Below are 22512 nucleotides of genomic sequence, written 5' to 3'. Positions count from 1 at the left end.
ATTGGGGATTGGGAGTAAGAATTTCCCAGTACCCAGTACCCAGTACCCATTTTATTTACTTTTAACTTTTGAAGGTTTTTGCTCTTGGGTACTTTCAATAATAGGTACAGTAAAGTGAAATTGGCTGCCTTTGTTCTTACCGCCAGATTTTGCCCAAATTTCGCCTCCCCAGGCTTTTACTATTTGTTTGCAAATCGCTAGACCTATTCCAGTTCCGCCAATTGTCCGTTGCATGAACCCTTCTTCTTGGTAAAATCGGTCGAATACGATTTCTAACCGATTCGGTTCAATCCCTCGCCCAGTATCTGCCACTGTGACCTCAACCATTTTTTGATTGTTGCGTTCGGCTGTTAGCAAGATTGTCCCATCTTCTGGTGTAAATTTACACGCATTGTCTATGAGTTTTGCTAAAACTTCTACCAACCAATCACCGTCAGCTTTGATTAGGGGTAGGTTTTGTGCAATTTGAGTTTTAATTGTGGGGATATTTTCGTTATCGAAGCGACTGCGGATGCGGCTTAGGGCTAAATCTACGCACTCTTGTAAGGTGAGTGATTCGGGATGCCACTCGACTCGTCCGCTTTCTAAGTTTGAAAGAGTGAGGAAATCTTGTATCAGTTTTCGCATTCTCTCTGAATCAGAAAGCGCTGTGTTGAGCATTACCTGTCTCAACTCTAAAGGCATATCTGGTTCGGTGGCAAGGCTTTCTAAGCATACCTGTATTGTGGATAGGGGAGTTCTGAGTTCGTGACCAGTGATGGCAATCAAATTACTGCGCGTGCGATCGAGGGCTTCTAGCTGTTGGTTTAGTTCCTCTAAGTTGGCGTATGCTTCTGCTTGGATCAGCGCAACTCCTACTTGTGTTGCGATCGCTTCTACCAAGTCAAAATCCCCTGTCTGCCAATCGTGTATAGTTTCTTTACAATAATGTAGCTCGACAATACCTAACAACCGCCCTTGGTAGAACACGGGTTCCATCAACCAAGAGAGGATTTTGTGTTTTTTCGCAAGTCCCGAAAGTGCTTTGGAACTTATAACATAAGAATCTGTTTTAGTATCTGTAATAAAAATACCATCGCTTTGCAAGACGACTTCCCGAAACAAGAGGTTGTTTTCCAAAGGCCAGGGTTTTCCCAAAACAGATGAAACCCCAGGGCGTAAAAATTCGTGTTCTATTTTAGCGCGAATATCTGTTGCTTGGGCGCGATAAATTAAACAACGGCAAGCGTCTAGATTTTGCCCTAACTCAACGGCAGCGACTTTGAGAATTTCTTGAGGATTGAGCGATCGCCTAATAGCAGTCCCAATAGAATTGACTAAACGCTCTTTTCGTGCTTGGGCTGAAATAGAACGATAAGCTTTATGTAATTTATACTGACTCGCTTGTAAATACGTTACCAATCGTTGAACAAAGGGGTCAGTATCGATGTTACAAGCGTATTCATTGCTATACGCTTCTGTAACTTCATTGCTGTTTTCAGACAGCCCAAACCTTTGACGTGCTTGTTCAATTTTGTCAAACAGTTCTGGTCTGTATTTCAAAATTCTATTCAGTAGCAAGCCTGCTGCTTTTAGACTCACACCTCGTTCTGCTGTCCAAATTCCTTCAAACCTCCGCGCTGCATCCGTGTCCAAAGAAGGGTTGCTCTCGCGCAGTTTTTTGTTTTTGGTGATAGAGCCAACGCTTTCCCGACAAACCAGACAAGTTGCGTAGTTTTGAGCAATCACCACTAAATGCCACTCATGACTCAAAGCATCGTCTGGTTCAAAGGCAATTTTTTCGTAATACTCGGAACTGTTGGTGAAGTCCGTTTCTGGTGCTGATAGTACGTATATTTGATTGCTTCGCTGAGCTAGCCTTTGATACCGATGAGCTTCTTGACGATAAAATCGCTCTCGTTGAAAGCTCGCGATCACTAATGGCTGCTCTAAAGTCGCCGCCAAAACTTGATCTTCCATCGCATGGGAGAGCGCCGTTAACGAAGCTTTAAAATATATCTGGGGCCGCAGGTAAGGTAGAGCCTGTAGCAATTCACTCAGCATGGAAGTCGAAATGCTCATCAATGTCTTTTGTTAGGCACAATCTCAGATAAAATTAAAATCCATGTCACAGTTGCATTGTACAAATTACAACGGTCTCTTTAGTTAGTAAAATGGTTGCAATATGTAAAGAATTGTAAAACTCCTCTCCATTAAAATACGAGGAGCGAGCAGTGGGGCATAGGGAGTAGGTCTTCGATAGAAAGGAAGACGCACACCACAGTCATGGGACGTTTTCGTTATTCATCTGCTAATCTTGGGAAGTTTCAATAATAGCTAACCTGCATAACCTAATATAGTTCACCAAGATCTACTTTAGGTTGAGCGAGATTCATATACTGCAATCGGGCTTAGACGATAATTATTGCGACTCAATGGCTCAAATCAGTTCGGATTGGCGTCTTTTTTCCTGTTGACGCTGATGCGATCGCGAAGAAAAAGTAGACCTATACACACGGATATTAGCTGATGACACCACCGGATACCCTCATGACCCCGGAGAAAATTGTTCTGGACGGAAAGACCTTTGTTCCTGCTGACCAAGTACCTATTCCAGAGTGGCCTTGCGTAATCAGTGAAAAACCACAGCCAACGTTAACCGTTAAAGATGACGATTTATTTTTTATAACAGACACTCTCGGAAATGTCTCTGGTTGCGGGTTAAATGACGGGCCAAGTTTGGGGTTATTCTGTAGCGATACGCGATTCCTCAGCCGTTTGGAATTACAAATTGAAGGGCATTCCCCCGTACTCTTGAGCAGTACAGCCGACAAAGGGTTTTCACTGTCAGTTTTATGTACCAATCCCAGAATCGACGATCGCCTGAGACCAGATACATTAGGTATTCGTCGGGAATTTGTACTCAATGGCGCTCTTTTTGAAGAATTGGAGATTTCTAATTATAGCACAACATCCATTTCTTTTGAACTCAGCATTAGCTTTGAGACAGATTTTGCCGATCTATTTGAAGTCCGTGGCTACAGTCGGGACACTCGAGGTAAGCTTTTGCGGCAGGTAGAAGACGTACAGGAGGAAACATCGTCCCTTGACAGCGTTCTTGCACAAACTCAAAACCCAACGCACAAGGAACAATCGCTCTCACTTGCCTATCAAGGGCTTGACGGGTTAGTGATGGAATCCCGCATTCAATTTCAGTATCGGCAACCAGACTTTTTCAAAGGATATACTGCTATTTGGAGATTGGACTTGGCATCCCATGAAACCCAAAAGTTGGGTTATCGAGTCAACCTATTAACCAATAACCAATCGAGTTCTACAGTTAGTGCTGCTATCACCTTAGGACAAGCAAAAGCTTCTGAGTTGATGGAAGAACAAAACTGGGTGCATCAAATTACACAAATTCGCTCTGATAAAAGTTATTTTAATCGAATTATTGAGCGTGCCGAACAAGATATGTATTTATTGCGCCAATCTTTTGGCAAACACAAGACTGTTTCAGCAGGCGTACCTTGGTTTTCTGCACTGTTTGGCAGAGACTCCATCATTACGGCTTCTCAAACCTTGATGTTAAATCCTCAGATTGCCAAAGAAACTCTATACATACTTGCAAATTACCAAGGAAAAGTAGAAAACGATCTCCGCGACGAAGAACCAGGTAAGATGTTACACGAGTTGCGGTTCGGGGAATTAGCACGCTGCCAGGAAATCCCTCACACACCTTACTATGGTACGGTAGATGCGACTCCCCTATGGCTGATGTTATATGCCGAGTACTATGCCTGGACTCATGACGGAGAAACTTTAGAACAGCTTTGGTCTCATGCGCTCTTGGCAATGGAATGGATTGACCGTAGCATGAAAGACACGAGTTACCTCAGCTACTATCGCAAATCCAAAAAGGGGCTTGCGAACCAAGGATGGAAAGATTCTGGAGATTGTATTGTTAACCGTAAAGGAGAGTTGGCTAACGGACCGATTTCCCTTTGTGAAGTTCAAGCTTATGTTTATGCTGCTAAACTACGCCTTGCAGAAATTGCTAGGATGAAGAAACGTATCGATTTGTCAGATCGATGGATAGAAGAAGCTAGAAATCTAAAGTTTCGTTTCAATAGAGACTTTTGGATGGAAGACCAAGATTTCTGTGCTTTAGCTTTGGATGGGGATGGTAAGCATGTAGATAGCATTACCTCAAATCCCGGTCACTGCTTGCACTTAGGAATATTTACTCCTGAAAAAGCTTACAGTGTTGCCGAACGATTGCGCGGTCCCGATCTGTTTAATGGTTGGGGTATTCGTACCTTAAGCAGCTTATCACCCGCTTACAATCCTATGGGATACCACATTGGTTCGGTTTGGCCTCACGATAATTCCCTAATTGCAATGGGTTTACGTTCCCTCGGTTTGATCGACCAAGCCTTGGAACTTTTTGAGGGCTTATTCGACATGACTAACCAGCAGCCCTATGGTCGTCCTCCAGAATTATTCTGTGGCTACGAGCGTACTGGAGATAATGCTCCCGTGCAGTATCCTGTTGCTTGTACGCCTCAAGCTTGGGCTACTGGCAGCATTTTCCAACTGCTGCAAATGATAGTGAATTTAGTGCCGGATGCTCCCAACAACTGCTTGCGAATTATCGACCCTGCCTTACCGGAGTCGATAAATCGTCTATCGCTACATAATTTGCGTGTTGGTGGTACAATTCTCGATCTGGAATTTGAGCGTTCCGGAAGTACAACAGCGTGCCGCGTTGCCAAGAAACGCGGTAACCTCCGTGTCGTGATTGAAGCTTGATTGGTGACTAGGGACTGGGGACTGGCGATTGGGGCTTGGAAGATGTCCCCAATCCCTAATCCCCAATCCCCGATCTATTCTTCTTTCTCGATTTTTTGTCCTGGAGAAGCTTCGTAAAGTGCATCGAGTTTTTGACGGGCATCGTCAACGTCGATAGATCTCATGACTAACAATGGTTCTCTGATTAAGTTACCTGACTCATCAAGTAACTCTGGATGTGGCGTGAACGATTTATGAGTGTTTCTGTCTCCTAAAGATACAGATTTTGGTGGGTACACTCGCTCTCTATCAAAGCTAAATAAAATTAAATTGCGAACTAAATTTGCAACCGCTATAAACGCTAGTAGGGTAAAAGCAAAAATGTAAAGTAGGTGCAACATTGTTTTTCCTCCAGAAGTAGCTAATTCTAATGATGAGTTTTTAAATGCAGTCAGTGAATGCCTAAATATGCCAAATGCTTGACGTACTTTGAGTACGCTTGTATTTATAAAAATGAGAAATTTTAACTCAGAAAAAAGAACGGTAGCATAATATACGCATTACTTTTACCAAAAATGTTAAAGGATCTTGGTTTATATGCTGTCCCTCTGCTGTTCATTATCGCGCATTTGACGGAAGCGCATAGCTACATTCCAGCATTGCGATACCAATTGATGCCAAGGTACTAACGTTGCCATATCAATTCCCACTTTGCTGTCAGTTGCTGTAAATAGCATCTTTGCTGTGTTAACTTCCGCTTGTGCTTGCTTGACTCTCATGAGTAAGTCTGATTGTTCGTTTGGACTCATAAATGGAAGCTGCTCTGTCTCTAAAAAATTACGCGATCGCGCAAACCAATACTGAAAATCTTCCAGTAGTGGCTGCAAAACCGTTTTGAGCAACTCTGGTTCCGATAGATTAGAGTCTTGCATAAGTGAGAAGCATTTTCTTAACTTTCATAACTAATATTAACCCTATTTAAGATTCTTAACATTTTTTAAATCTCTTTCATAAGTCAGAGTTTTTCAAGGATCTGTAACATTAACTACAGTTCATCTATTATATAAAGTCTTAAAGGCAGTTGCACAGATTCTATAGAGGGATCTTAGAAAAACCGCGAATACTCCAAGTAGTATTGCCAGCAATTACCGCATACACGTATATATAACTATACAGGATATTGGTTTTTTTAAAGGTTTAACCCATCATTGGCGACTCTGTATCCTTTAGGAAGTTGGGGATCTTGCAGCCATTTTTCAGGGCTGAAACAGTCACTGTTCTCCGTTCCCTGTTCCCAGTTGCCTTTTAACCTATAATAATTAGTTAACAATAAGTTAAGTTTAACTTATGTAAACTTAAGTTAAACTTACCGAAAACGAGGCGATCGCTTAATGTTTAACTGCTGTTAGTAGTAAAATATTATAAAAATATAAAATTTATGAGAGCTATTACTGAGAATTTTGTGCTAAATCTTGATTAGAAATAGATATAGTAACCCTATTTGAATTATGAAATACAGTAGTAGGGTGGACAATGCCCACTAAGAGTCTTATTGGTGGGCAATGCCCACCCTACGGTACTACGGTACTAGAAATTTTCATAAATGGTTTATGGCTGTTATGGAGCGATTGGGTTTGTAAATATAAACCCAAAGCGATTTAATGAGTTGCATTCAGATTGTCAGAGCGCAAATCAAGACAATATGTAGCTTACCGAGCAAGTTCAGTAAGCATAATTAGTTTGTGTCGGTATCAAGCAGACCAAAACATCTACTTAATCGGTATCAGAGTTCTGAGCGAAAAGCAACTGTATACAGTTAGATTTTATTAATGACTTAATAGTTGTTAAACAATGAATGAAAGAACTCAAAAATGGTTATATTGAAATACTAAGTTCGTTATCCACAAGAAATAAAAGCTGACAAGATGAAAAGAAAAGTGTATTATAATTAATAATATTTGTTATAAATATAACTCATAACTTAACAGTTCAATCGTTTCGTCAATTATTTTATAGCCGATGCCCTCAGAATCATCTAATCAACTAGAACAACCTGAAAAAATAGTATATTTACCGCGTACTAGCGAGTCAGAAACTCTCAAAAAAATTCGCCACACGGCATCTCACGTTATGGCGATGGCCGTACAAAAGTTGTTCCCCAAGGCACAGGTGACAATCGGACCTTGGATTGAAAACGGTTTCTACTATGATTTTGACAACCCCGAACCATTCTCAGAACAGGACTTGAAAGCCATTTATAAAGAAATGGTAAAAATAATTAACAAAAAGTTACCTGTGATTCGAGAAGAAGTTAGTCGCGAAGAAGCCGAACGTCGTATTAAAGAAATTAACGAACCATATAAGTTAGAAATCTTAGCAGACATTAAAGAGGAACCGATTACAATTTACCATTTAGGAAATGAATGGTGGGATTTGTGCGCGGGACCTCACTTAGAAAGTACAAAAGAACTGAACCCAAAAGCGATTGAATTAGAAAGCGTTGCTGGTGCTTATTGGCGTGGAGATGAAAATAAAGCACAGTTACAACGTATATATGCCACAGCTTGGGAAACACCAGAACAACTTGCCGAATACAAACGGCGTAAGGAAGAAGCACTACGCCGCGATCACCGAAGACTGGGTAAAGAACTGGGATTATTTATCTTTTCTGACTTGGTGGGACCGGGGTTACCGTTATGGACTCCGAAGGGAACTTTGTTGAGGAGTCTTTTAGAAGACTTCCTGAAACAGGAACAATTAAAACGCGGGTATTTGCCAGTTGTGACTCCTCACATAGCTAGGGTTGACTTATTTAAAATCTCCGGACACTGGCAGAAGTATAAAGAAGATACGTTCCCTTTGATGGCGGAGGATGAAGAAGCCGAACAACAAGAGCAAGGTTTCGTCCTCAAGCCGATGAATTGTCCGTTTCACATCCAAATTTATAAGAGCGATTTGCGTTCTTATAGAGAACTCCCAATGCGGTTAGCAGAGTTTGGAACGGTTTACCGCTACGAACAATCTGGGGAATTGGGTGGTTTGACGAGAGTGAGGGGTTTTACGGTTGATGATTCTCACTTATTCGTAACGCCAGAACAGTTGGATAGTGAGTTTCTCAATGTTGTAGATTTGATTTTGTCTGTTTTCAACAAACTGCAACTGAAAAAATTTAAAGCTAGACTGAGTTTTCGCGATCCGGCTAGCGATAAGTATATTGGTTCGGATGATGTTTGGGAAAAAGCAGAAGGTGCTATCCAACGTGCTGTGGAACAGCTAGGAATGGAGCATTTCTTGGGAATTGGAGAAGCTGCTTTCTACGGTCCTAAGTTGGATTTTATCTTTCAAGATGCGTTGGAACGAGAGTGGCAGTTGGGAACTGTGCAAGTGGATTATATCTTGCCAGAAAGGTTCGATTTGGAATATGTGGCTGAGGATGGAGTCCGCAAACGTCCCGTTATGATCCATCGAGCACCTTTCGGTTCCTTAGAACGGCTGATTGGTATCTTGATTGAGGAGTATGCAGGCGATTTTCCTTTGTGGTTAGCCCCAATACAAGCTAGATTGCTGCCTGTGGGTGAAGGGCAACTCGATTATGCAAAGGATGTGGCAGCAAAGATGAGAATGTTAGGTATTCGTGCAGAAGTAGACACCACGGGCGATCGCCTTGGTAAACTGATTCGCAATGCTGAGAAAGAAAAAATTCCCGTCATGGCAGTGGTGGGAGCAAAAGAGGTAGAAAGTAATACTCTCAGTATCCGTACTAGAGCTTCAGGAGAATTAGGTAGTATGCCTATGGCTGAAGTGTTAGACAAGATGAAGGATGCCATTGCGAAGTACGAAAACTTTTAACAGAATGTTGATTGAGGGTAGGTTCTTTGCCTACCCTTAAAAAATAATTCATATAAATTTACTAAAAAAAATGCTATGAGTACTACAAAGGAAAAAGTCCAATCTCTGCTGAGCAAACTACCAGACGATTGTTCTGTTGAGGATGTTCAGTATCACCTCTACGTGCTTGAAAAAGTGCGTCAAGGATTGTTGGCAGCAGACTCAAAGGACACTATATCTCAAGAAGAAGCTGAGGCGCTTTTACGTAAATGGCTTATCGAGTAGTTTGGTCTCCCAAAGCGCTTGACGATGTAGACGCGATCGCGGCATACATATTTCGTGATTCCGCTTCCTACGCTGCCACAGTAGTTCAGAGAATACTTGATTCTTCTCGTAAGTTAAGCAAACTCCCCCTTTCTGAACCAATTGTTCCTGAATTTAATGACGGCAGCATTAGGGAACTGTTTGCTTACACCTATCGAATTATTTATCAGATTCAAGGTAACACTGTAATGATTGCGGCAGTTATTCATGGCAAAAGGCTCTTAGCACAAGCACATTTGGAAACGGATTAACAAAACCTGTGAAGGATAAAGGATAAAGGAGCAAAGTTTATTTTTTTCTTCATCCATTCTTCATATATCAATTTCAATCCCGGCGGTCTGTCGCCGGGTTTGCTCATTTTTTTTATCTCGGATAAAATTACTCTATTTTTAATTATGCAATTGTACTCAATAAAGATATGATATACTGATTAAGACTTACACCTTCTCGTTCAGCAGTTTCAGCTAAACGGCGATGTAAAGATTTCGGCATTCGCACCAACAACTTACCACTGTAGCTATTATCACTACTAGGTAAAGGAATATCGTCACCAGCGAAATGCGCTGTCTCAATCCACAATTCCCGCGCCTCATTAATATTTGCCATTGTCTCTTCTAGCGTTTCACCTTGGGTGAGACATCCAGGTAAATCTTTAATTTGAGCTACGTACCCTCCCTCTGAATCAGGGTAAAGTGTTACAGGGTATTGAAGATTTAAATAGTATTCAAGGGACGGCTTTTCAATCTGCTTGTTCTTCTGGTTCAGTATTTTCATCAATCCACTCTTCTAAATTTAATAGTTCAACTATTCGCTGTACATAAACTCCTTTGACTTTTTGTCCTCCTGTTTTAGGTACAGTAACAGTTCTACCTTGGGAGTCTCGAAAACTATGATGACTACCCCTAGACCTTTTTTCTTCAAAGCCAAAAGCTTCCAATAAATAGCGCACGTCCTGAAACCGCACTTCTGGAGGCTGCTTGAGAAATTGCTCCACTAATTTTTTTAGTTTGCTCATGGGGTGATAGTATCATATATGGTATCACATCAAATCAAGCGTTCGCTCTTGATTATCTAGCGGAATATTATGAGTATCACTTTTAGCAAAGCGAGCTTGAGACTGTCTTTCACAAAGAATGCGATCGCACGTTAACCGATGTGTCATCAACTGATGAAGGAAATGCACTTTTAGCTGCTACTATCTTGTTTTCAGATAATTTATTCATCAGAAGTCTGATAGGAGGGGGTTTAGGATGGCAAAACCTAGCTTTTGGAAAATAGCCAGAAAAAAGCCTGTATTTCTTAGGTGGCGAATTATCTTATTAGTTGTGCTAGGTCTGATTTTCAGTAGTGGTCTTTCTCTGGTGCTATCTAGTTCGAGGCTTATGGCTCAAAACCCCTCCTTACCAATAGGGGAATTATTTTATGCTTCTACTCCAGTCTCTTCCACGAACGAAGGAGTCCAAGTACCCTCAAACACGGAACAACTGATACAAAAAGGGAAGGTTTTATACCAAGTAGGACAATTTGCTGAGGCGGCGCAAAGTTTTCAGCAGTCTGCACGGGTTTATGAGTCTCAAAAAGATACTTTCAACCAAGCTTTGGCATTAAACTATCTTTCTTTGACTGAGCAAAAATTAGGACAGTGGGAGCAAGCTAGCCGAACCATCGCAACTAGCCTCAATTTATTAGAGCGATCGAAATTGAATACGAGAGATACCAAACATATTCTTGCCTTAGCTCTCAACACTCAAGGTAGTTTGCAATTAGCATTAGGACAAGCTGAAAAGGCATTGGAATCGTGGCAAAAAGCTTCTAACATCTATAACGAACTGAACGATGCGGCGGGAAAGACAGGTAGTTTAATCAACCAAGCGACAGCCTTCCAATCTTTAGGGCTTTACCGACGCACAATAAGAATATTCGAGCAGATAGAAAAAAATTTGCTTTCTACACCAGACTCTCTTGTGAAAATTTCTGGATTGCGAAGCTTTGGTAATGTCTTGCTAGCAAGTGGGGATATAGATAAGTCTCAGAAGGTGCTCGAACAAAGTTTGGCATTGGCGCAACAGTTACCAGCATCACAAGCAGAAAGTTCTATTTTATTGAGTTTAGGCAATGCTGCTTTCGCTCGGGGGAACAGAAATCTACTTAGAGATACTATCGACACTGAAGATAATTTTCTACCGTCGAACTGCAGACAAGGTACAATAGCTCGAAGCGATCGCCCTTGGCGCAAGCCGTACCCGGCTTATCGCACCTCGAACTCCTCTCAGAAGGAGAATCGCGTAGCAAGCACGCAAACAGATCCTGCCAAGGCTTACTACACAAAAGCAATCGACTATTACCAGAAAAGTGCAAATACGTCAACATCAACACTAACTGCTGCACAAGCACGATTGAATCGCCTCAAGGTATTGCAGTCTCTTCAAGAGCAACCAACCAATGAGGATTTGCAAGCTATTCAATCTTCCCTCTCAAATTTAACTCCTAGCCGGGGTGCAGTCTACGCCAGGGTGAACTTTGCTCAGAGTTTAATTTGTCTTGTCCATAGGGATCGAGAGACAATCCAGCTTTTAAATACAGCTGTGCAACAAGCAAGAGATCTCAAAGATATACGAGCCGAATCTTATAGTTTAGGTTATCTCGGTCAATTTTATGAGATAGCAAAACAATGGACACAAGCACAGCAATACACTGAATCAGCCTTAAATCTTGCTCAGACAATCGATGCTCCTGACATTGCTTATCAATGGCAATGGCAATTAGGACGCTTGCTACTCGATCGAGGAGATATCAAAGGTGCGGTTACAGCTTACACTACCGCAGTAGAAACTTTAAAATCTATACGGAGTGACTTAGTAGCCCTCAATTCCGATGTTCAATTTGACTTTCGGGATGAAGTAGAGCCTATTTATCGACAGCTCGTTGCATTACTGTTACAACCTTCCCAAATCACCTCCGCGAAAACAGGAGTCAAAGCAGAAGTCAGCCAAGAAAACTTAAAACAAGCTCGTGATGCGATAGAAACTTTACAGTTGGCTGAATTAGATAACTTTTTTAGAGATGCTTGTATTACCGTTAAGCCAACACAAATTGACGAAGTGGTAGACAATACGAATCCACCCACAGCCATTTTTTACTCAATTATTTTGGCAGATCGTATAGAAACAATCGTCAAATTACCGCTTTCTAAAGAATTAAGGCACTACACAACCGATAAACCCAAAGCCGAAGTAGAAAACACCTTAGAAGCACTCAGACAAAAACTAGAACAACGCTATACGTTTCGCGATCGCGAAGAGCTTTCCCAAGAAGTGTATAACTGGATTATCAAACCTGCCATTGCCGATTTGGAGAAAAGCAAAGTTAAAAACCTCGTCTTTGTGTTAGATGGTTCGTTACGGAACATTCCAATGGGAGCACTTTACGATGGCAAACAATATCTTATAGAAAAATATAGTATTGCCCTATCACCTGGCTTGCAACTCCTAGCACCCAATCCAAAACGGGAACGATTTCAAGCTTTAACAGCTGGACTCACAACATCTCGCCTCGATTTTAGTCCTCTACCTAACGTCGCCACCGAATTGGAGCAAATTGCAGCAGTCATTCCCTCAAAAAAACTCGTCAACCAAGACTTTACCGACACAAGTATTGAAAACCAAGTTGGTTCTGCTTCTTACGGAGTCGTTCACCTTGCTACCCACGGTAGATTCAGTTCCCAACTCGAAGAGACATTTATACTTGCTTGGAATGGCAAGATTAATATTAAGGAATTGCGCGAGGTACTCCAAACAAGAGAACAAGTCCTCCGACGTTCATCTCGCGTACCGCCCCCCATCGAATTACTTGTCCTGAGTGCTTGTGAAACAGCAACCGGAGATAAACGAGCTGCTTTAGGGCTTGCGGGAGTTGCTGTGCGTTCTGGCGCAAGAAGTACCCTAGCCTCATTGTGGCAAGTAGATGATAAATCCACATCTATGTTAATGAGTCAATTCTACCGACAATTAACATTAGACCCCAAGATAACCAAAGCAGAAGCCTTACGTCGCGCCCAGTTATTCGTTTTGCAAGATAAAGGACATCCATTCTACTGGGCACCTTATGTTTTAGTAGGGAATTGGCTTTAAAGTTATGCGAGCGCAAATTATGGATTTTAGATTTTGGATTTTGAATTGATATAGCGGTTTTCAATTGGGTGCAATACAGAAAAAAGTTATGGAACCGCAGCCTGTAGCAGCCCGTAGCGGATAAATCTGTACTTCATTCAAGTGAGAATCGCTATAATTTCAGAACTTGCACAGCCTGTAGAAACTGAATTCTTATGGAACGGGCGAGGACGCCCGTTCTTTATTAGTGGCGGGTTGGGGAAGGGTGCTTGTATTACTTTTATTACAAGTGTTCAACCGAACGTGATATTACTTTTCAGTCATCCTTATTAGAAAGAACCCCAGTTTCTGTACGAGGTGCAAAAATGTACACAATTCGTTTAATCTTTAAAAAATCAACTTGCTAATATGTCAGATTTGACATAATCTAGTAGTAACACATAAATGACACATTCAGATGACAAACCGCTTGTTTGGCTTCGTGGTGAGGTAAAGACTCCACCTTTCTCTAGTAATGCTCGTGTTGAAACAGGAGTAGCGCTGAGAAGATTACAGAATGGAGAAATGCTATCAATGCCGTTGTCCCGACCAATGCCTAGTATTGGTTCTCGATGCCATGAATTGCGTATTGAAGATGAAGATAAAACGTGGCGGATTATTTACCGAATTGATGCAGATGCCATTGTTATTCTGGATGTTTTTGCTAAAAAAACGAATCAAACTTCTCAACTTGTCATTGAGCGTTGCCAAAAAAGGCTAAAGCGGTATGACGAGATGGAGTAAATAGACAATAGGAGTTCTTATGGATCTGGAAAAACGCAAGCGTTTAGAAGCTGCTGGATGGACTGTTGGTACAGTGGAAGATTTTTTAGAACTCTCTCCAGTAGAATCTGAACTTGTAGAATTAAAATTAACGTTAAGTCGGTATTTAAAGAGGTTTCGGTCAAGTCAACAAATTTCCCAAGAAACTCTTGCAAAACGTATGAACTCAAGTCAATCAAGAGTGGCAAAAATGGAGGCAGGAGATCCATCTGTTAGTGTCGATCTGCTCGTTCGCGCCTTATTTTACACGGGTGCAACGCGAAAAGATGTTGCCGAGGCGATTCTTTGTAGAAGTGAGGAGAAAAATTAGAGATTTATCCTACTTTTAGCCATCCTCATCACGAAGAAACCCAGTCTCTCTAAGCAGCAGTTGTAGTTTTGCGCGATCGAGTTTTGTATCTTGTTATTTGCCCACATATCAGCAAAGAAGTCTTGCATCAGCGCAATAATGCTGCGATATCTGACAATGGTAGCAACTTTGTAAAGGGAGTTTTAGTGTCTCTACATATTTTGGATACTGACCATGTTTCATTAATTCTGTATAATCATCCCTTAGTTATCGCAAACGCTGCCTAACATCAAATTGCAGTTACAGTAATTACGGTTCAAGAACTTGCCTCAAGCAATTACTAAAAGATAACCCACCTCTGCGAAAAAATCGCTTGCAAAAAGATATGCGAATTGCAGCAATTGCTTTATCGCTCAATGCTACTGTTGTCACGCGCAACCAACGAGACTTTGAACAAGTACCTGGTCTTGAAATTATAGATTGGTCACATTAAAATATAAGTGTTAAAGGTTACATCACTCAACGATAAGTTTTTACTTCCACCACAGTAACATCAAAACTCTCCCACTCCCAGGACGTATGTTAGATATTTATCGTTTTACCAACATTCGGCTACAAGTCGGTAAAACAGTATCACAAGATAGGCAATAATCGAGTAATATTCAGATTCAGGAGTTGCTGTATGACGCACAACGCAGACGACACAGCCAACAACTTCACAGGTGCTAACAAACTCAAAGAGAAAGCTTCTCGAAATCAAGTTCTCACGGCTCCATTACCAGACCCAATTACAAAAAATATTCAAGCGATTAGTTCACTTCAGACCCAGGAAGTTCGAGATATTCCCGCCCACCAGAGGATACTAGAAGCGATCGCTACATTCTTTGGGCGAGTGACATTTCTGTATAGTTTGCTAGTCATACTGGCTATCTGGATTTTTGGCAGTTTTTTCGATCGCTTTTTGCCATTTGACGTGCCATCGTTTAGTTGGTCAGGTCAAGGTCTAGACGCAGCTGCATTGGTGATTTCAACCGGAGTACTGGTGCGACAAACTCGCCAAGAAAACTTTGCCGAACAGCGAGCGCAATTGATGCTACAGCTTAATCTGCTCTCCGAGCAAAAAATTGCCAAGATTATTGCTCTATTAGAAGAACTCCGTACAGATTTGCCTCATGTGATAGATCGGCATGATTTGGAAGCTGAATTGATGCAGTCACCGACTGACCCGATCGCTGTATTGGAAGCACTCCAGAAACACCTAGCTGAAGAGCTGTCATCCACAGAAGAAAACAATATGACTTGAGCGCAGTTTTTTAATAGACTTTTGTTTCTGTTTTGAGACGAAAAGTAAAACTTCATGTATGTTCTTTGTGTCAGAAATCACAATTTCTTGTAAATATAAAGGTTTATTGCCTCCAGAGACACCACGCGTGCTACCGCTTGCGCCTTTATGTCTGTGGCTCCGGTTTCACTATGATAAGTCCAAGTGCGATCGCCTATCTTGTAGCGGGTTTACCACTTCTTTCAAGAAACACATTCCGTAGGATTGGAAATAGAAATGATGTATGCGAAGACAGCGCTACTACGAACCTCAACTATCTACGTATGTAGAAAAAATTAAGTTAATATTATCACTTCGTCTTAGAGTGGTTGTTAAAGATTACAGATTACATCACTCAACGATCGCCTCACTAGCAACATCTTCCAACCCCACAGACTCCAACAAATCTTTCCAATCAGCCGCCAACGCCGCATCTTGGGGTTTAGCACGCCGAAGTTCTCCTAGAGTTGTTATGGCATCTTGCCATATTCCGGCTCGAGCATAAAGGGCGACTCTTTGACGTGGGGTTGCTGCTTGTAGACGACGTGTTAAGTCATTATTAAGAGGGATGCGTTGCACTAAGCCTTCAACTGCTATATCTTCCGAACGGCTTTGAGGGTTACAATCAATTAAGAGATACCAGTGATAGTATTGTCCAACTACGAGGGGTTTCTCTGTGGTGGGAAGACTAACGCTCATGACTCCTGGTGTCTTAGGTAGTGCGATCGCAATTGGTTCAGTGGTGACAGAGTTATTCTTTTCATCGAGCAAGACAAATTTGACTGAGTTGATATTCTTAGGTAAATAGGGAACATAAAACCAAAAAGTTGGATATTCGTTTGCGGTTAATCCTAGAACATATGGTGCGGTGGCTTGCTTTTGGCTTGCGGTTGTTGATACCAAAGGGACTAAAGCGGTGAGACGTTGGTTTACAGCCGGACAATCACCTCGCGTTCCTGCACCTTTTCTGTCTCTCGGTGCGCCACGATTGTCTGGTTGCCTTTCTAAAGCAGGCTGAACAAAACGTATTTTGGTGGTGTTTGATTGCTGAGATTGTACTACTAATAATTGAGTGGAATTAATAATAACTAATATGGCGATGGACACCAACACATTTTTTGCTAAATTTGCTAAGACAAGTGGTTTTTTAATCATAAAATTATCGATTAGTTATAGTTAATTTTTCTAAGCAAAGATTCGCATACATTTACACCTAATACAGTTGCTATAACTCCCAAAGCTACGGGAAGGAATGGTATCCAACAGCCATACAGCAAGAGAATAAAACAGCAACTATAAAGAGTCAGTAATTCACCTGCAATGAAAATTGCCAATTTTAATTGTGACTGACTGTATGCAGCGACTATTCCTGTTAATAAAGACCAGCCCCAAATCCATAAAACTTCACCCCATACAGGTAAAACCCATAGGAGAGGTCGGTTGTCTAACACAGCACTAAGAATTTGACTGACCATATGTGCGTGCAGCAGTACGCCTGGAATTTCTTGGTAAGGAGTTGTTGCCATGCTGTAAGGAGTGAGAAAATAGTCCTTAGCACTTTGTGAGTCAACGCCAATCAGGACAATCTTGTCTTTGACCCAATCGGGATTTAATTGACTGTTCAAGACTTGTGCGACGGTGACTTGTCTTGCAATCTGTTGTGAGGAGCGATAATTGAGCAGTATTTGGTGTCCTCCAGAGTCAAATTGTTGGTAGCCACCTGTAGGAATATCTATAGGTCGAAAGACTACGTTACCAAGTTGCAAGTAGTCTTCTTTGGTAATGTTGAGTTTAATATCTTGTTTGGCTAAATATTGTTTTGCTAACTCGAAGTTGAAGGAGTAACGCGACTTGCAAGGTGATTCCGGGTCTGGTGTCATGGATAGTAAATGACGGCGGACGATCAAATCGCTATCGAAGACAACATCACTAAAACCCGCACGATTTCTTGAAATCTCTGGTGGTGGTGCAATCCCAACTGGTTGTTGTCTGCTACCACTGACTTGACAAATAGCGATCGCATTATTGCTTTTTCGCAAATAATTCGCTAAATTTGGATACTGAGAATCTACTGGAAAGTCTCTATATATATCCAAACCAATAGCTCTTGGTTTGTAGAGTTCTAGTTTTTGTAAGAGTTGTTCTAATGTACTATCCGAGAGCGATGATTTTTGTCTTTGTTTTTGAGCTTGAATATCTGCTTCTGTGACTGTGACTACTAACAGACGGTTATCCAATCCTTCTTCAGGTCGCATTCGCATCATTGAGTCAAAAGCTAATATTTCTGATTGTTGCATGAAACCTAGCGATCGCACTCCTGAAATGAAGCCTGCAATGGCGACACTCGTTATAAATGCAGTTTGTAAAGCCCGCACCGTCAACTTACGGGAAACAGACGTGTTAGTTTTCCCACGTAACTCAAGCCATGTTAAAGGGTCTTCTGCTGGATTTTGGTAGAGCGCGGGTAACCAAGAAGCACCGGGAAATTCATCTTCCAAACCTTGCAATCTTAAGCGTGCGTGACGCACGGCTAAATAGAAAGATTGACCGCTCGAAAACGCCCCCAAAAAATGTTTCATAAACTCTTGGGCGACTAAATCCGGTACTTCTTCCCGCATAACAATAATTTGGGGAATTTGCAAATCGGTTAACTGTTGTGCGAGTCCCAAGCCATCACAGGAATTGAAAATAGCCATTTTTAACCCACGTGAAATGGCATATTTCAGAGCATTTTTTAACTCAGCAATTGTCAAACTACTGGTTTGATTGATATGTATATGACCTTTATCTCCTTGGCTGTGGCTATGTCCTGCAAAAAACAGAATATCCCAACCTTGTTCTTCCCAAAGCCATTTATCTAACTCTTGACGCGAAGGTTCTACCAAAAAGACTGTTGATGCATAGGGTAATTGTTCGAGAATCTTTCTATCTTGCTGGACATCAATTCCTTCACTATTCCCCAAAATTGCCAAAATGTTTACCTTATTCTTTTTTTGTTTGGGTAATAGTTTGACTCGCTCGTATTTTGGTGTACTGACAGCGACTTCACATAACTGATAACGTTCTATAAAATTCCATAAATACCAAGGAAGACGTTGTAAAAGACAATCGCTAGCTTCAATGACGATTTGAAATTCTTCGTCTAAAGCCAATCGCTCTCTTAATTGTTGGTCAATTGGCCGAAATAGATCGCAACTCAACCAAGAATTAATAGCTTCATATAATTGTTCTTGAACTTCGCTAAAATCGACTTCACTGATATTAGTTAAACCTGTTTCTTCTATCTCAATTCCAGAACGACTTACCAATCTTTGGTGAAGTGCTTGATATATGAGTTGAAAGCGTTTATATAGTTCGGAAATTTCTGGAGCAGGAGGTAAACCGCCTATAAATTTAATTGGACGCGAGTTGTTATTTTCCCACAGTTGTGCAGTCACAGGGGAAAAGCCATCATCTAAGTTGCCTTTTTCAAGGTTGATAACAACTAACTTGCTCATCTTTTCAATTGAAGGCAGAGAACAGGAGATTGAGTTTTAATTAACTAATTCTTTAGATTGAAAAATATTCTACCATAGAAAAGTTGTCAAGAGCGAGTTTGACAGCAAATTTGGTTCCGGGTAAACCTTTAAAATAGTTGAGTTGAATGTAGCAATCTCGACCTCTAGATTTAATTTCTTGTAAAGGGCTTTCTGATTCTAAAAGTATGAGCTTGAGATTGGGTGGCAGATATTTCTCATTTCCTGTAGGATGAACTTGTACGAGAATACCAGTTTTTTCTTCTTCCTGGGAGAGTGCAAGCATCAGGGCTAAAGATTTTCCTCCTAATTGCATTCCCAAATCAATTAACTTGACTCCATGAACGCTAGGTTTCTTATTTGTAGAAGAACTTCTAACATCTAATGCTAAAGTTCCTATTTGTGGATTCAGGGCTTCATGAATAGGATGCCAACCTACTGCAAACACTTCTTGAAACCATTGACTGAGTTGCACTGAGATGGGTGGGGAGTCTGTACGAACTGTTGCTGTACTCTCAGTCGCAGCAGTATTTTGCTCTCGACCTAAGCGTCGATTATACAGCTGTTGTCGCCATTGTTCCTGAGAAATAAGTGCCGCCCACTGCTCGAAGGGTATATCTAACAACCTAGGAGAATAAATCGATGCATCGCTCAATGTTTGTAATAACTTTTCAGCTTCTGCTGCTGACAAAGTGACTTCAGGTGGAATGTCTGCTTGCAAATGCAGCCCTAGTGTCGCAAACAGTAAGGTGAAGTTTTCCGATAGCTGTTCTATGGGTAAAGAATAAGTGCGATCGCTGTCATTATAGCTCCCTTGGTTCTTCAACAGATGGTGAGTCACAAAACCGCCCACTCTCATCCAAGAATCATCTTCCTCATCTAAATTGACTTGTACGCTCAGGTAATAATCAGCCGCCCAACTGTTAATATCTACCCATTCTTGCGGTACGCGCAATTCTTCTATATCTAAGGTTTCTGTTGGTACTAAGACTATCCGAGCTTCGCCCACCTTTATTGCCGTACCATTGACTATTTCCAAAAGGCTGGGTAAATTTTCTTGAGAAGGAAATACTTCTGGTTGTAAGGTTGATTCTTCTCTCAACCACTCTTGAAACCAACTCAGTAAGTGGCTCAAGCAGACGCGATTGAGATATGCATTGTATCTTGCGATCGTATTTGAATGATGTTGAGAAAGCTGCCATGCTTCTTCTTGTTTTGCTGTCTCCAATGGCATCCAAATATGTTTAGTGTCGATATTGACGAAATCAGATAGACTTAACATGGGTTCTCTTCCTAAAGCAATTTTAACTAGTTCGTCTTAATTTTGAACGTATCTTTCTAGAAAAGAAACTTTCTCTTCTAGTGTCATTTCTTCATCTCCAGATTTTGAAGCATTTTTGATTGCTGATTTCACTAGATATTTATAGTGTTGACTCAACCACTTCTCTAAATATTCTTTAATCCAAATATTTATTTCTCCTATTAACTTCTCTTGTAAATGATTTTTGGCTTTGTTAAGTCTTCTGGTTGTTTCCTCAATATTAATATTGGCAATTTTATGTTCCTCCTTTGTTTGTCCGTAATAAAGCTGTAAAATTTCGCGTTCTTCACTTGCTAATTTCTTAACTGCTGACACCAAAGCGGCTTGAATTAAATCTGAATGTACGGGGGCTTTATATTCTCTGCACAACCACTTATCTACATATTGTTTAACCCATGCTTGGGATTGAGAAACTCCTGCTAAAGTTTCCAGTAATTGAATTGTGGATTTGGCAAGATAGCGAGAAATTGTACTTTGATTTATTTTCAATTTAGCTGCTAGCTGTTGTTGATTGAGACCTAAACCATAATAGAGTAGCAAAATTTTCTGATGGTCTGATTTCATAACTTGCAGTTTCTCAGATAAAACAGAATTCACTTTCTTGACAAGCTCATCTCGACTATCTCTTATCTCTTCAGTCGTAAATATTCCTTCCCATTCAACATCCGCCATCTCAGTTTGTAATTCCGCTCTAGCTTCAAATCCCTCAGACTGTAATGCCTCAAGTGAAAACTTTGGTAAAATTGACTTTGGATAATTTTCTAAAGCTTTAATGCAAATCTCCATCCAATCTTTAATTTGTTTGGCAGTGACGTTAGTTGAATTAGCAGATACCTCATGGGGTGTTCTGGGTAAGGTCTTTTCCACGTTATAATATTGTACAGATTTTTCAAAATCTTCTTCATCAGGAGCAACCCATTTTTTTCCCGTACTTCTAGCTGGATTTTTTACTTTATTCATTAAATAAACTTGTTTAAAATATTTTCGAGCAAAAATAATTTGTGTAATTTCCGGCTCTACAATTCCCAATACTTTTAGTGCTTCTTGCAATTCTAGATCGCTTTTCTTATATAGCAGTCGCCATCGTGAAAAGCGATTGATCTCTGCTGAAAACTTAATATTATTGATTAATACCTGACTAACATATGTTTCTAAATTTGCATTATATGAATTCTGATATTTAGCTAAAATCTCTCGTAACTTTAAAGGATTATAAATTAGTAATCTGGCAATAACAAAATATTCTTCCCAAGAATCGATTGCGCCATTACATAAATTTTTAGCAGCCCAATAGCATTTTTCTTCAAAGTAACTTGCTAAATGTTCGCAAGCAAGTTGTGTTTTATTTCTTGGCTCCCAATCAGCCAATAATTGTGATTCGTTCAGGACAACTTTTCTCCAAAAATTTACTATTTCGACAATTTTATCTTTCTGAGTAAAGAACTGGGAAAGTTCTTCATGCCTTGATTCATATAACTTTATATTGCGTTGTAAAACAGGTAGGTATTTCCATTGCAGCGTCAATCCACGAGTACTGTTAGAACTCACGAGGTAAGTAGAAAATTTGTTCAGATTGTTCTCTCGCTTTGGTAGTACAGGAATATTATCCAACTTGATAAAACTTAGCATCTTATTTTTCTCGATTTTTCTCTCTACTGACAATAAAGTGATGATGCACGATGTGCAAGTTATCACTACATCGTCTTGTTTTATGAGCCTTTCCCTCTATTAAACATATTGGGAGTTACTCAAGCTCATTATGCAAGTTGTTCTGAATATCGCTATAGGTTTCGTCAGAAATTGCTATGATATGGACAAAATGGGTTGGTTGTGGTATACCTTGAAGTCGCGGTAAATGATTATAATTTTACACAACAAAGGAAGAAAACAGAAGGAAAGGGTGTTAGGTTTTATACTAATTTCAGATCTTTATTATATGCTACTGAAGCTAATAATCCTATTACTTATACAGCCTTCGTAGTCTTAATTTTTGTAGTGTGGGTGTCCTCTCCTGCCATATTGTGCAAATTTAAAGCTTAATAGACCGCGCAATTTATTGATGAATAAAATAGCACATTCTTTGTTAATAACTTCCTAAGTTAGGTTTACCCCCCTTAATCCCCCCTTATAAAGGGGGGAAATTGAAAATCGAGTTCCCTCCCCTGACTCAGGAAGGAAATTGAAAATCGAGTTCCCTCCCCTGACTCAGGAAG

18 protein-coding genes are annotated in these 22512 nt (G+C 40.6%); 9 read left to right on the top strand and 9 right to left on the bottom strand.

The features are described from left to right. Positions 1-51: 51 nt before the first annotated feature. Positions 52-2061, bottom strand: coding sequence for a DICT sensory domain-containing protein (locus ACKTT2_RS07305; protein ID WP_407885298.1), 2010 nt, complete (start codon positions 2059-2061; stop codon positions 52-54). Positions 2062-2529: 468 nt separating this feature from the next. Between ACKTT2_RS07305 and ACKTT2_RS07300 the strand changes: the two genes are divergently transcribed. Then, positions 2530-4791: an amylo-alpha-1,6-glucosidase gene (locus ACKTT2_RS07300; RefSeq protein ID WP_407885307.1), complete on the top strand. Its 2262-nt coding sequence runs from the start codon at positions 2530-2532 to the stop codon at positions 4789-4791. Between the two features lie 74 nt (positions 4792-4865). Here ACKTT2_RS07300 and ACKTT2_RS07295 read toward each other — a convergent pair whose 3' ends face one another. Next, the gene (locus ACKTT2_RS07295) at positions 4866-5171 is read right to left on the bottom strand and encodes a DUF2973 domain-containing protein (protein WP_407885297.1); all 306 of its coding nucleotides are present in this window, start codon (positions 5169-5171) and stop codon (positions 4866-4868) included. A gap of 192 nt (positions 5172-5363) precedes the next feature. Further along, positions 5364-5702 (bottom strand): DUF2605 domain-containing protein, encoded by a 339-nt coding sequence (locus ACKTT2_RS07290; protein ID WP_407885296.1) that lies wholly within the window; start codon positions 5700-5702, stop codon positions 5364-5366. Between the two features lie 1087 nt (positions 5703-6789). On the opposite strand from ACKTT2_RS07290, the gene thrS reads away from it, so the two are divergent. The 3 genes from thrS (at position 6790) to ACKTT2_RS07275 (ending at position 9173) form a co-directional block, all read left to right on the top strand. Further along, a complete protein-coding gene (thrS, locus tag ACKTT2_RS07285; RefSeq protein WP_407885295.1) occupies positions 6790-8619 on the top strand; it encodes a threonine--tRNA ligase in 1830 nt (609 codons plus the stop codon). 75 nt (positions 8620-8694) lie between these two features. Further along, positions 8695-8883: a hypothetical protein gene (locus ACKTT2_RS07280; protein WP_017744636.1), complete on the top strand. Its 189-nt coding sequence runs from the start codon at positions 8695-8697 to the stop codon at positions 8881-8883. After that, positions 8868-9173 (top strand): type II toxin-antitoxin system RelE/ParE family toxin, encoded by a 306-nt coding sequence (locus tag ACKTT2_RS07275; protein WP_407885294.1) that lies wholly within the window; start codon positions 8868-8870, stop codon positions 9171-9173. Before ACKTT2_RS07280 ends, ACKTT2_RS07275 begins: the two co-directional genes overlap by 16 nt. A gap of 142 nt (positions 9174-9315) precedes the next feature. On the opposite strand, the gene ACKTT2_RS07270 is transcribed toward ACKTT2_RS07275, so the two are convergent. Further along, positions 9316-9696, bottom strand: a complete 381-nt coding sequence (locus tag ACKTT2_RS07270; RefSeq protein WP_407885293.1) for a type II toxin-antitoxin system HicB family antitoxin — start codon at positions 9694-9696, stop codon at positions 9316-9318. After that, entirely contained in the window at positions 9662-9937 is a 276-nt protein-coding gene (locus ACKTT2_RS07265) for a type II toxin-antitoxin system HicA family toxin (protein ID WP_407885292.1), read from the bottom strand. Before ACKTT2_RS07265 ends, ACKTT2_RS07270 begins: the two co-directional genes overlap by 35 nt. 235 nt (positions 9938-10172) lie before the next feature. On the opposite strand from ACKTT2_RS07265, the gene ACKTT2_RS07260 reads away from it, so the two are divergent. The 5 genes from ACKTT2_RS07260 to ACKTT2_RS07240 all read left to right on the top strand — a co-directional run bounded on the left by ACKTT2_RS07260 (position 10173) and on the right by ACKTT2_RS07240 (position 15445). After that, on the top strand, positions 10173-13052 hold the full coding sequence (locus tag ACKTT2_RS07260) for a CHAT domain-containing protein (protein ID WP_407885291.1): 2880 nt from the start codon (positions 10173-10175) through the stop codon (positions 13050-13052). 423 nt (positions 13053-13475) lie between these two features. After that, positions 13476-13814, top strand: a complete 339-nt coding sequence (locus ACKTT2_RS07255) for a type II toxin-antitoxin system RelE/ParE family toxin (RefSeq protein WP_407885290.1) — start codon at positions 13476-13478, stop codon at positions 13812-13814. 19 nt (positions 13815-13833) lie between these two features. After that, on the top strand, positions 13834-14163 hold the full coding sequence (locus ACKTT2_RS07250; protein WP_407885289.1) for a helix-turn-helix domain-containing protein: 330 nt from the start codon (positions 13834-13836) through the stop codon (positions 14161-14163). 364 nt (positions 14164-14527) lie between these two features. Further along, the gene (locus ACKTT2_RS07245; RefSeq protein ID WP_407885288.1) at positions 14528-14635 is read left to right on the top strand and encodes a type II toxin-antitoxin system VapC family toxin; all 108 of its coding nucleotides are present in this window, start codon (positions 14528-14530) and stop codon (positions 14633-14635) included. Positions 14636-14824: 189 nt separating this feature from the next. Next, positions 14825-15445, top strand: a complete 621-nt coding sequence (locus ACKTT2_RS07240; protein ID WP_407885287.1) for a DUF1003 domain-containing protein — start codon at positions 14825-14827, stop codon at positions 15443-15445. 369 nt (positions 15446-15814) lie between these two features. Here ACKTT2_RS07240 and ACKTT2_RS07235 read toward each other — a convergent pair whose 3' ends face one another. From ACKTT2_RS07235 to ACKTT2_RS07220, 4 genes are read right to left on the bottom strand one after another with little or no spacing between them, the layout of a single operon-like run. Further along, a complete protein-coding gene (locus tag ACKTT2_RS07235) occupies positions 15815-16618 on the bottom strand; it encodes a DUF928 domain-containing protein (protein WP_407885286.1) in 804 nt (267 codons plus the stop codon). Positions 16619-16629: 11 nt separating this feature from the next. Next, a complete protein-coding gene (locus ACKTT2_RS07230; RefSeq protein ID WP_407885285.1) occupies positions 16630-18960 on the bottom strand; it encodes a CHASE2 domain-containing protein in 2331 nt (776 codons plus the stop codon). Between the two features lie 52 nt (positions 18961-19012). Beyond that, the gene (locus ACKTT2_RS07225; RefSeq protein ID WP_407885284.1) at positions 19013-20260 is read right to left on the bottom strand and encodes a DUF1822 family protein; all 1248 of its coding nucleotides are present in this window, start codon (positions 20258-20260) and stop codon (positions 19013-19015) included. Positions 20261-20296: 36 nt separating this feature from the next. Further along, positions 20297-21928, bottom strand: coding sequence for a hypothetical protein (locus ACKTT2_RS07220; protein WP_407885283.1), 1632 nt, complete (start codon positions 21926-21928; stop codon positions 20297-20299). Positions 21929-22512 lie beyond the last annotated feature (584 nt).

The organism is Scytonema hankhaensis NUACC26, assembly GCF_045865695.1.
GTDB lineage: Bacteria > Cyanobacteriota > Cyanobacteriia > Cyanobacteriales > Nostocaceae > Scytonema.
This window is presented reverse-complemented; position numbering and strand designations above follow the sequence as displayed.

Coding starts and splice junctions, on each gene's coding strand:
- ACKTT2_RS07235 (WP_407885286.1), bottom strand. CDS start 16,618: ATGATTAAAAAACCACTTGTCTTAGCAAATTTAGCAAAAAATGTGTTG.
- ACKTT2_RS07245 (WP_407885288.1), top strand. CDS start 14,528: ATGCGAATTGCAGCAATTGCTTTATCGCTCAATGCTACTGTTGTCACG.
- ACKTT2_RS07275 (WP_407885294.1), top strand. CDS start 8,868: ATGGCTTATCGAGTAGTTTGGTCTCCCAAAGCGCTTGACGATGTAGAC.
- ACKTT2_RS07260 (WP_407885291.1), top strand. CDS start 10,173: ATGGCAAAACCTAGCTTTTGGAAAATAGCCAGAAAAAAGCCTGTATTT.
- ACKTT2_RS07300 (WP_407885307.1), top strand. CDS start 2,530: ATGACCCCGGAGAAAATTGTTCTGGACGGAAAGACCTTTGTTCCTGCT.
- thrS (WP_407885295.1), top strand. CDS start 6,790: ATGCCCTCAGAATCATCTAATCAACTAGAACAACCTGAAAAAATAGTA.
- ACKTT2_RS07255 (WP_407885290.1), top strand. CDS start 13,476: ATGACACATTCAGATGACAAACCGCTTGTTTGGCTTCGTGGTGAGGTA.
- ACKTT2_RS07220 (WP_407885283.1), bottom strand. CDS start 21,928: ATGCTAAGTTTTATCAAGTTGGATAATATTCCTGTACTACCAAAGCGA.
- ACKTT2_RS07240 (WP_407885287.1), top strand. CDS start 14,825: ATGACGCACAACGCAGACGACACAGCCAACAACTTCACAGGTGCTAAC.
- ACKTT2_RS07265 (WP_407885292.1), bottom strand. CDS start 9,937: ATGAGCAAACTAAAAAAATTAGTGGAGCAATTTCTCAAGCAGCCTCCA.
- ACKTT2_RS07225 (WP_407885284.1), bottom strand. CDS start 20,260: ATGTTAAGTCTATCTGATTTCGTCAATATCGACACTAAACATATTTGG.
- ACKTT2_RS07290 (WP_407885296.1), bottom strand. CDS start 5,702: ATGCAAGACTCTAATCTATCGGAACCAGAGTTGCTCAAAACGGTTTTG.
- ACKTT2_RS07270 (WP_407885293.1), bottom strand. CDS start 9,696: ATGAAAATACTGAACCAGAAGAACAAGCAGATTGAAAAGCCGTCCCTT.
- ACKTT2_RS07280 (WP_017744636.1), top strand. CDS start 8,695: ATGAGTACTACAAAGGAAAAAGTCCAATCTCTGCTGAGCAAACTACCA.
- ACKTT2_RS07230 (WP_407885285.1), bottom strand. CDS start 18,960: ATGAGCAAGTTAGTTGTTATCAACCTTGAAAAAGGCAACTTAGATGAT.
- ACKTT2_RS07295 (WP_407885297.1), bottom strand. CDS start 5,171: ATGTTGCACCTACTTTACATTTTTGCTTTTACCCTACTAGCGTTTATA.
- ACKTT2_RS07305 (WP_407885298.1), bottom strand. CDS start 2,061: ATGAGCATTTCGACTTCCATGCTGAGTGAATTGCTACAGGCTCTACCT.
- ACKTT2_RS07250 (WP_407885289.1), top strand. CDS start 13,834: ATGGATCTGGAAAAACGCAAGCGTTTAGAAGCTGCTGGATGGACTGTT.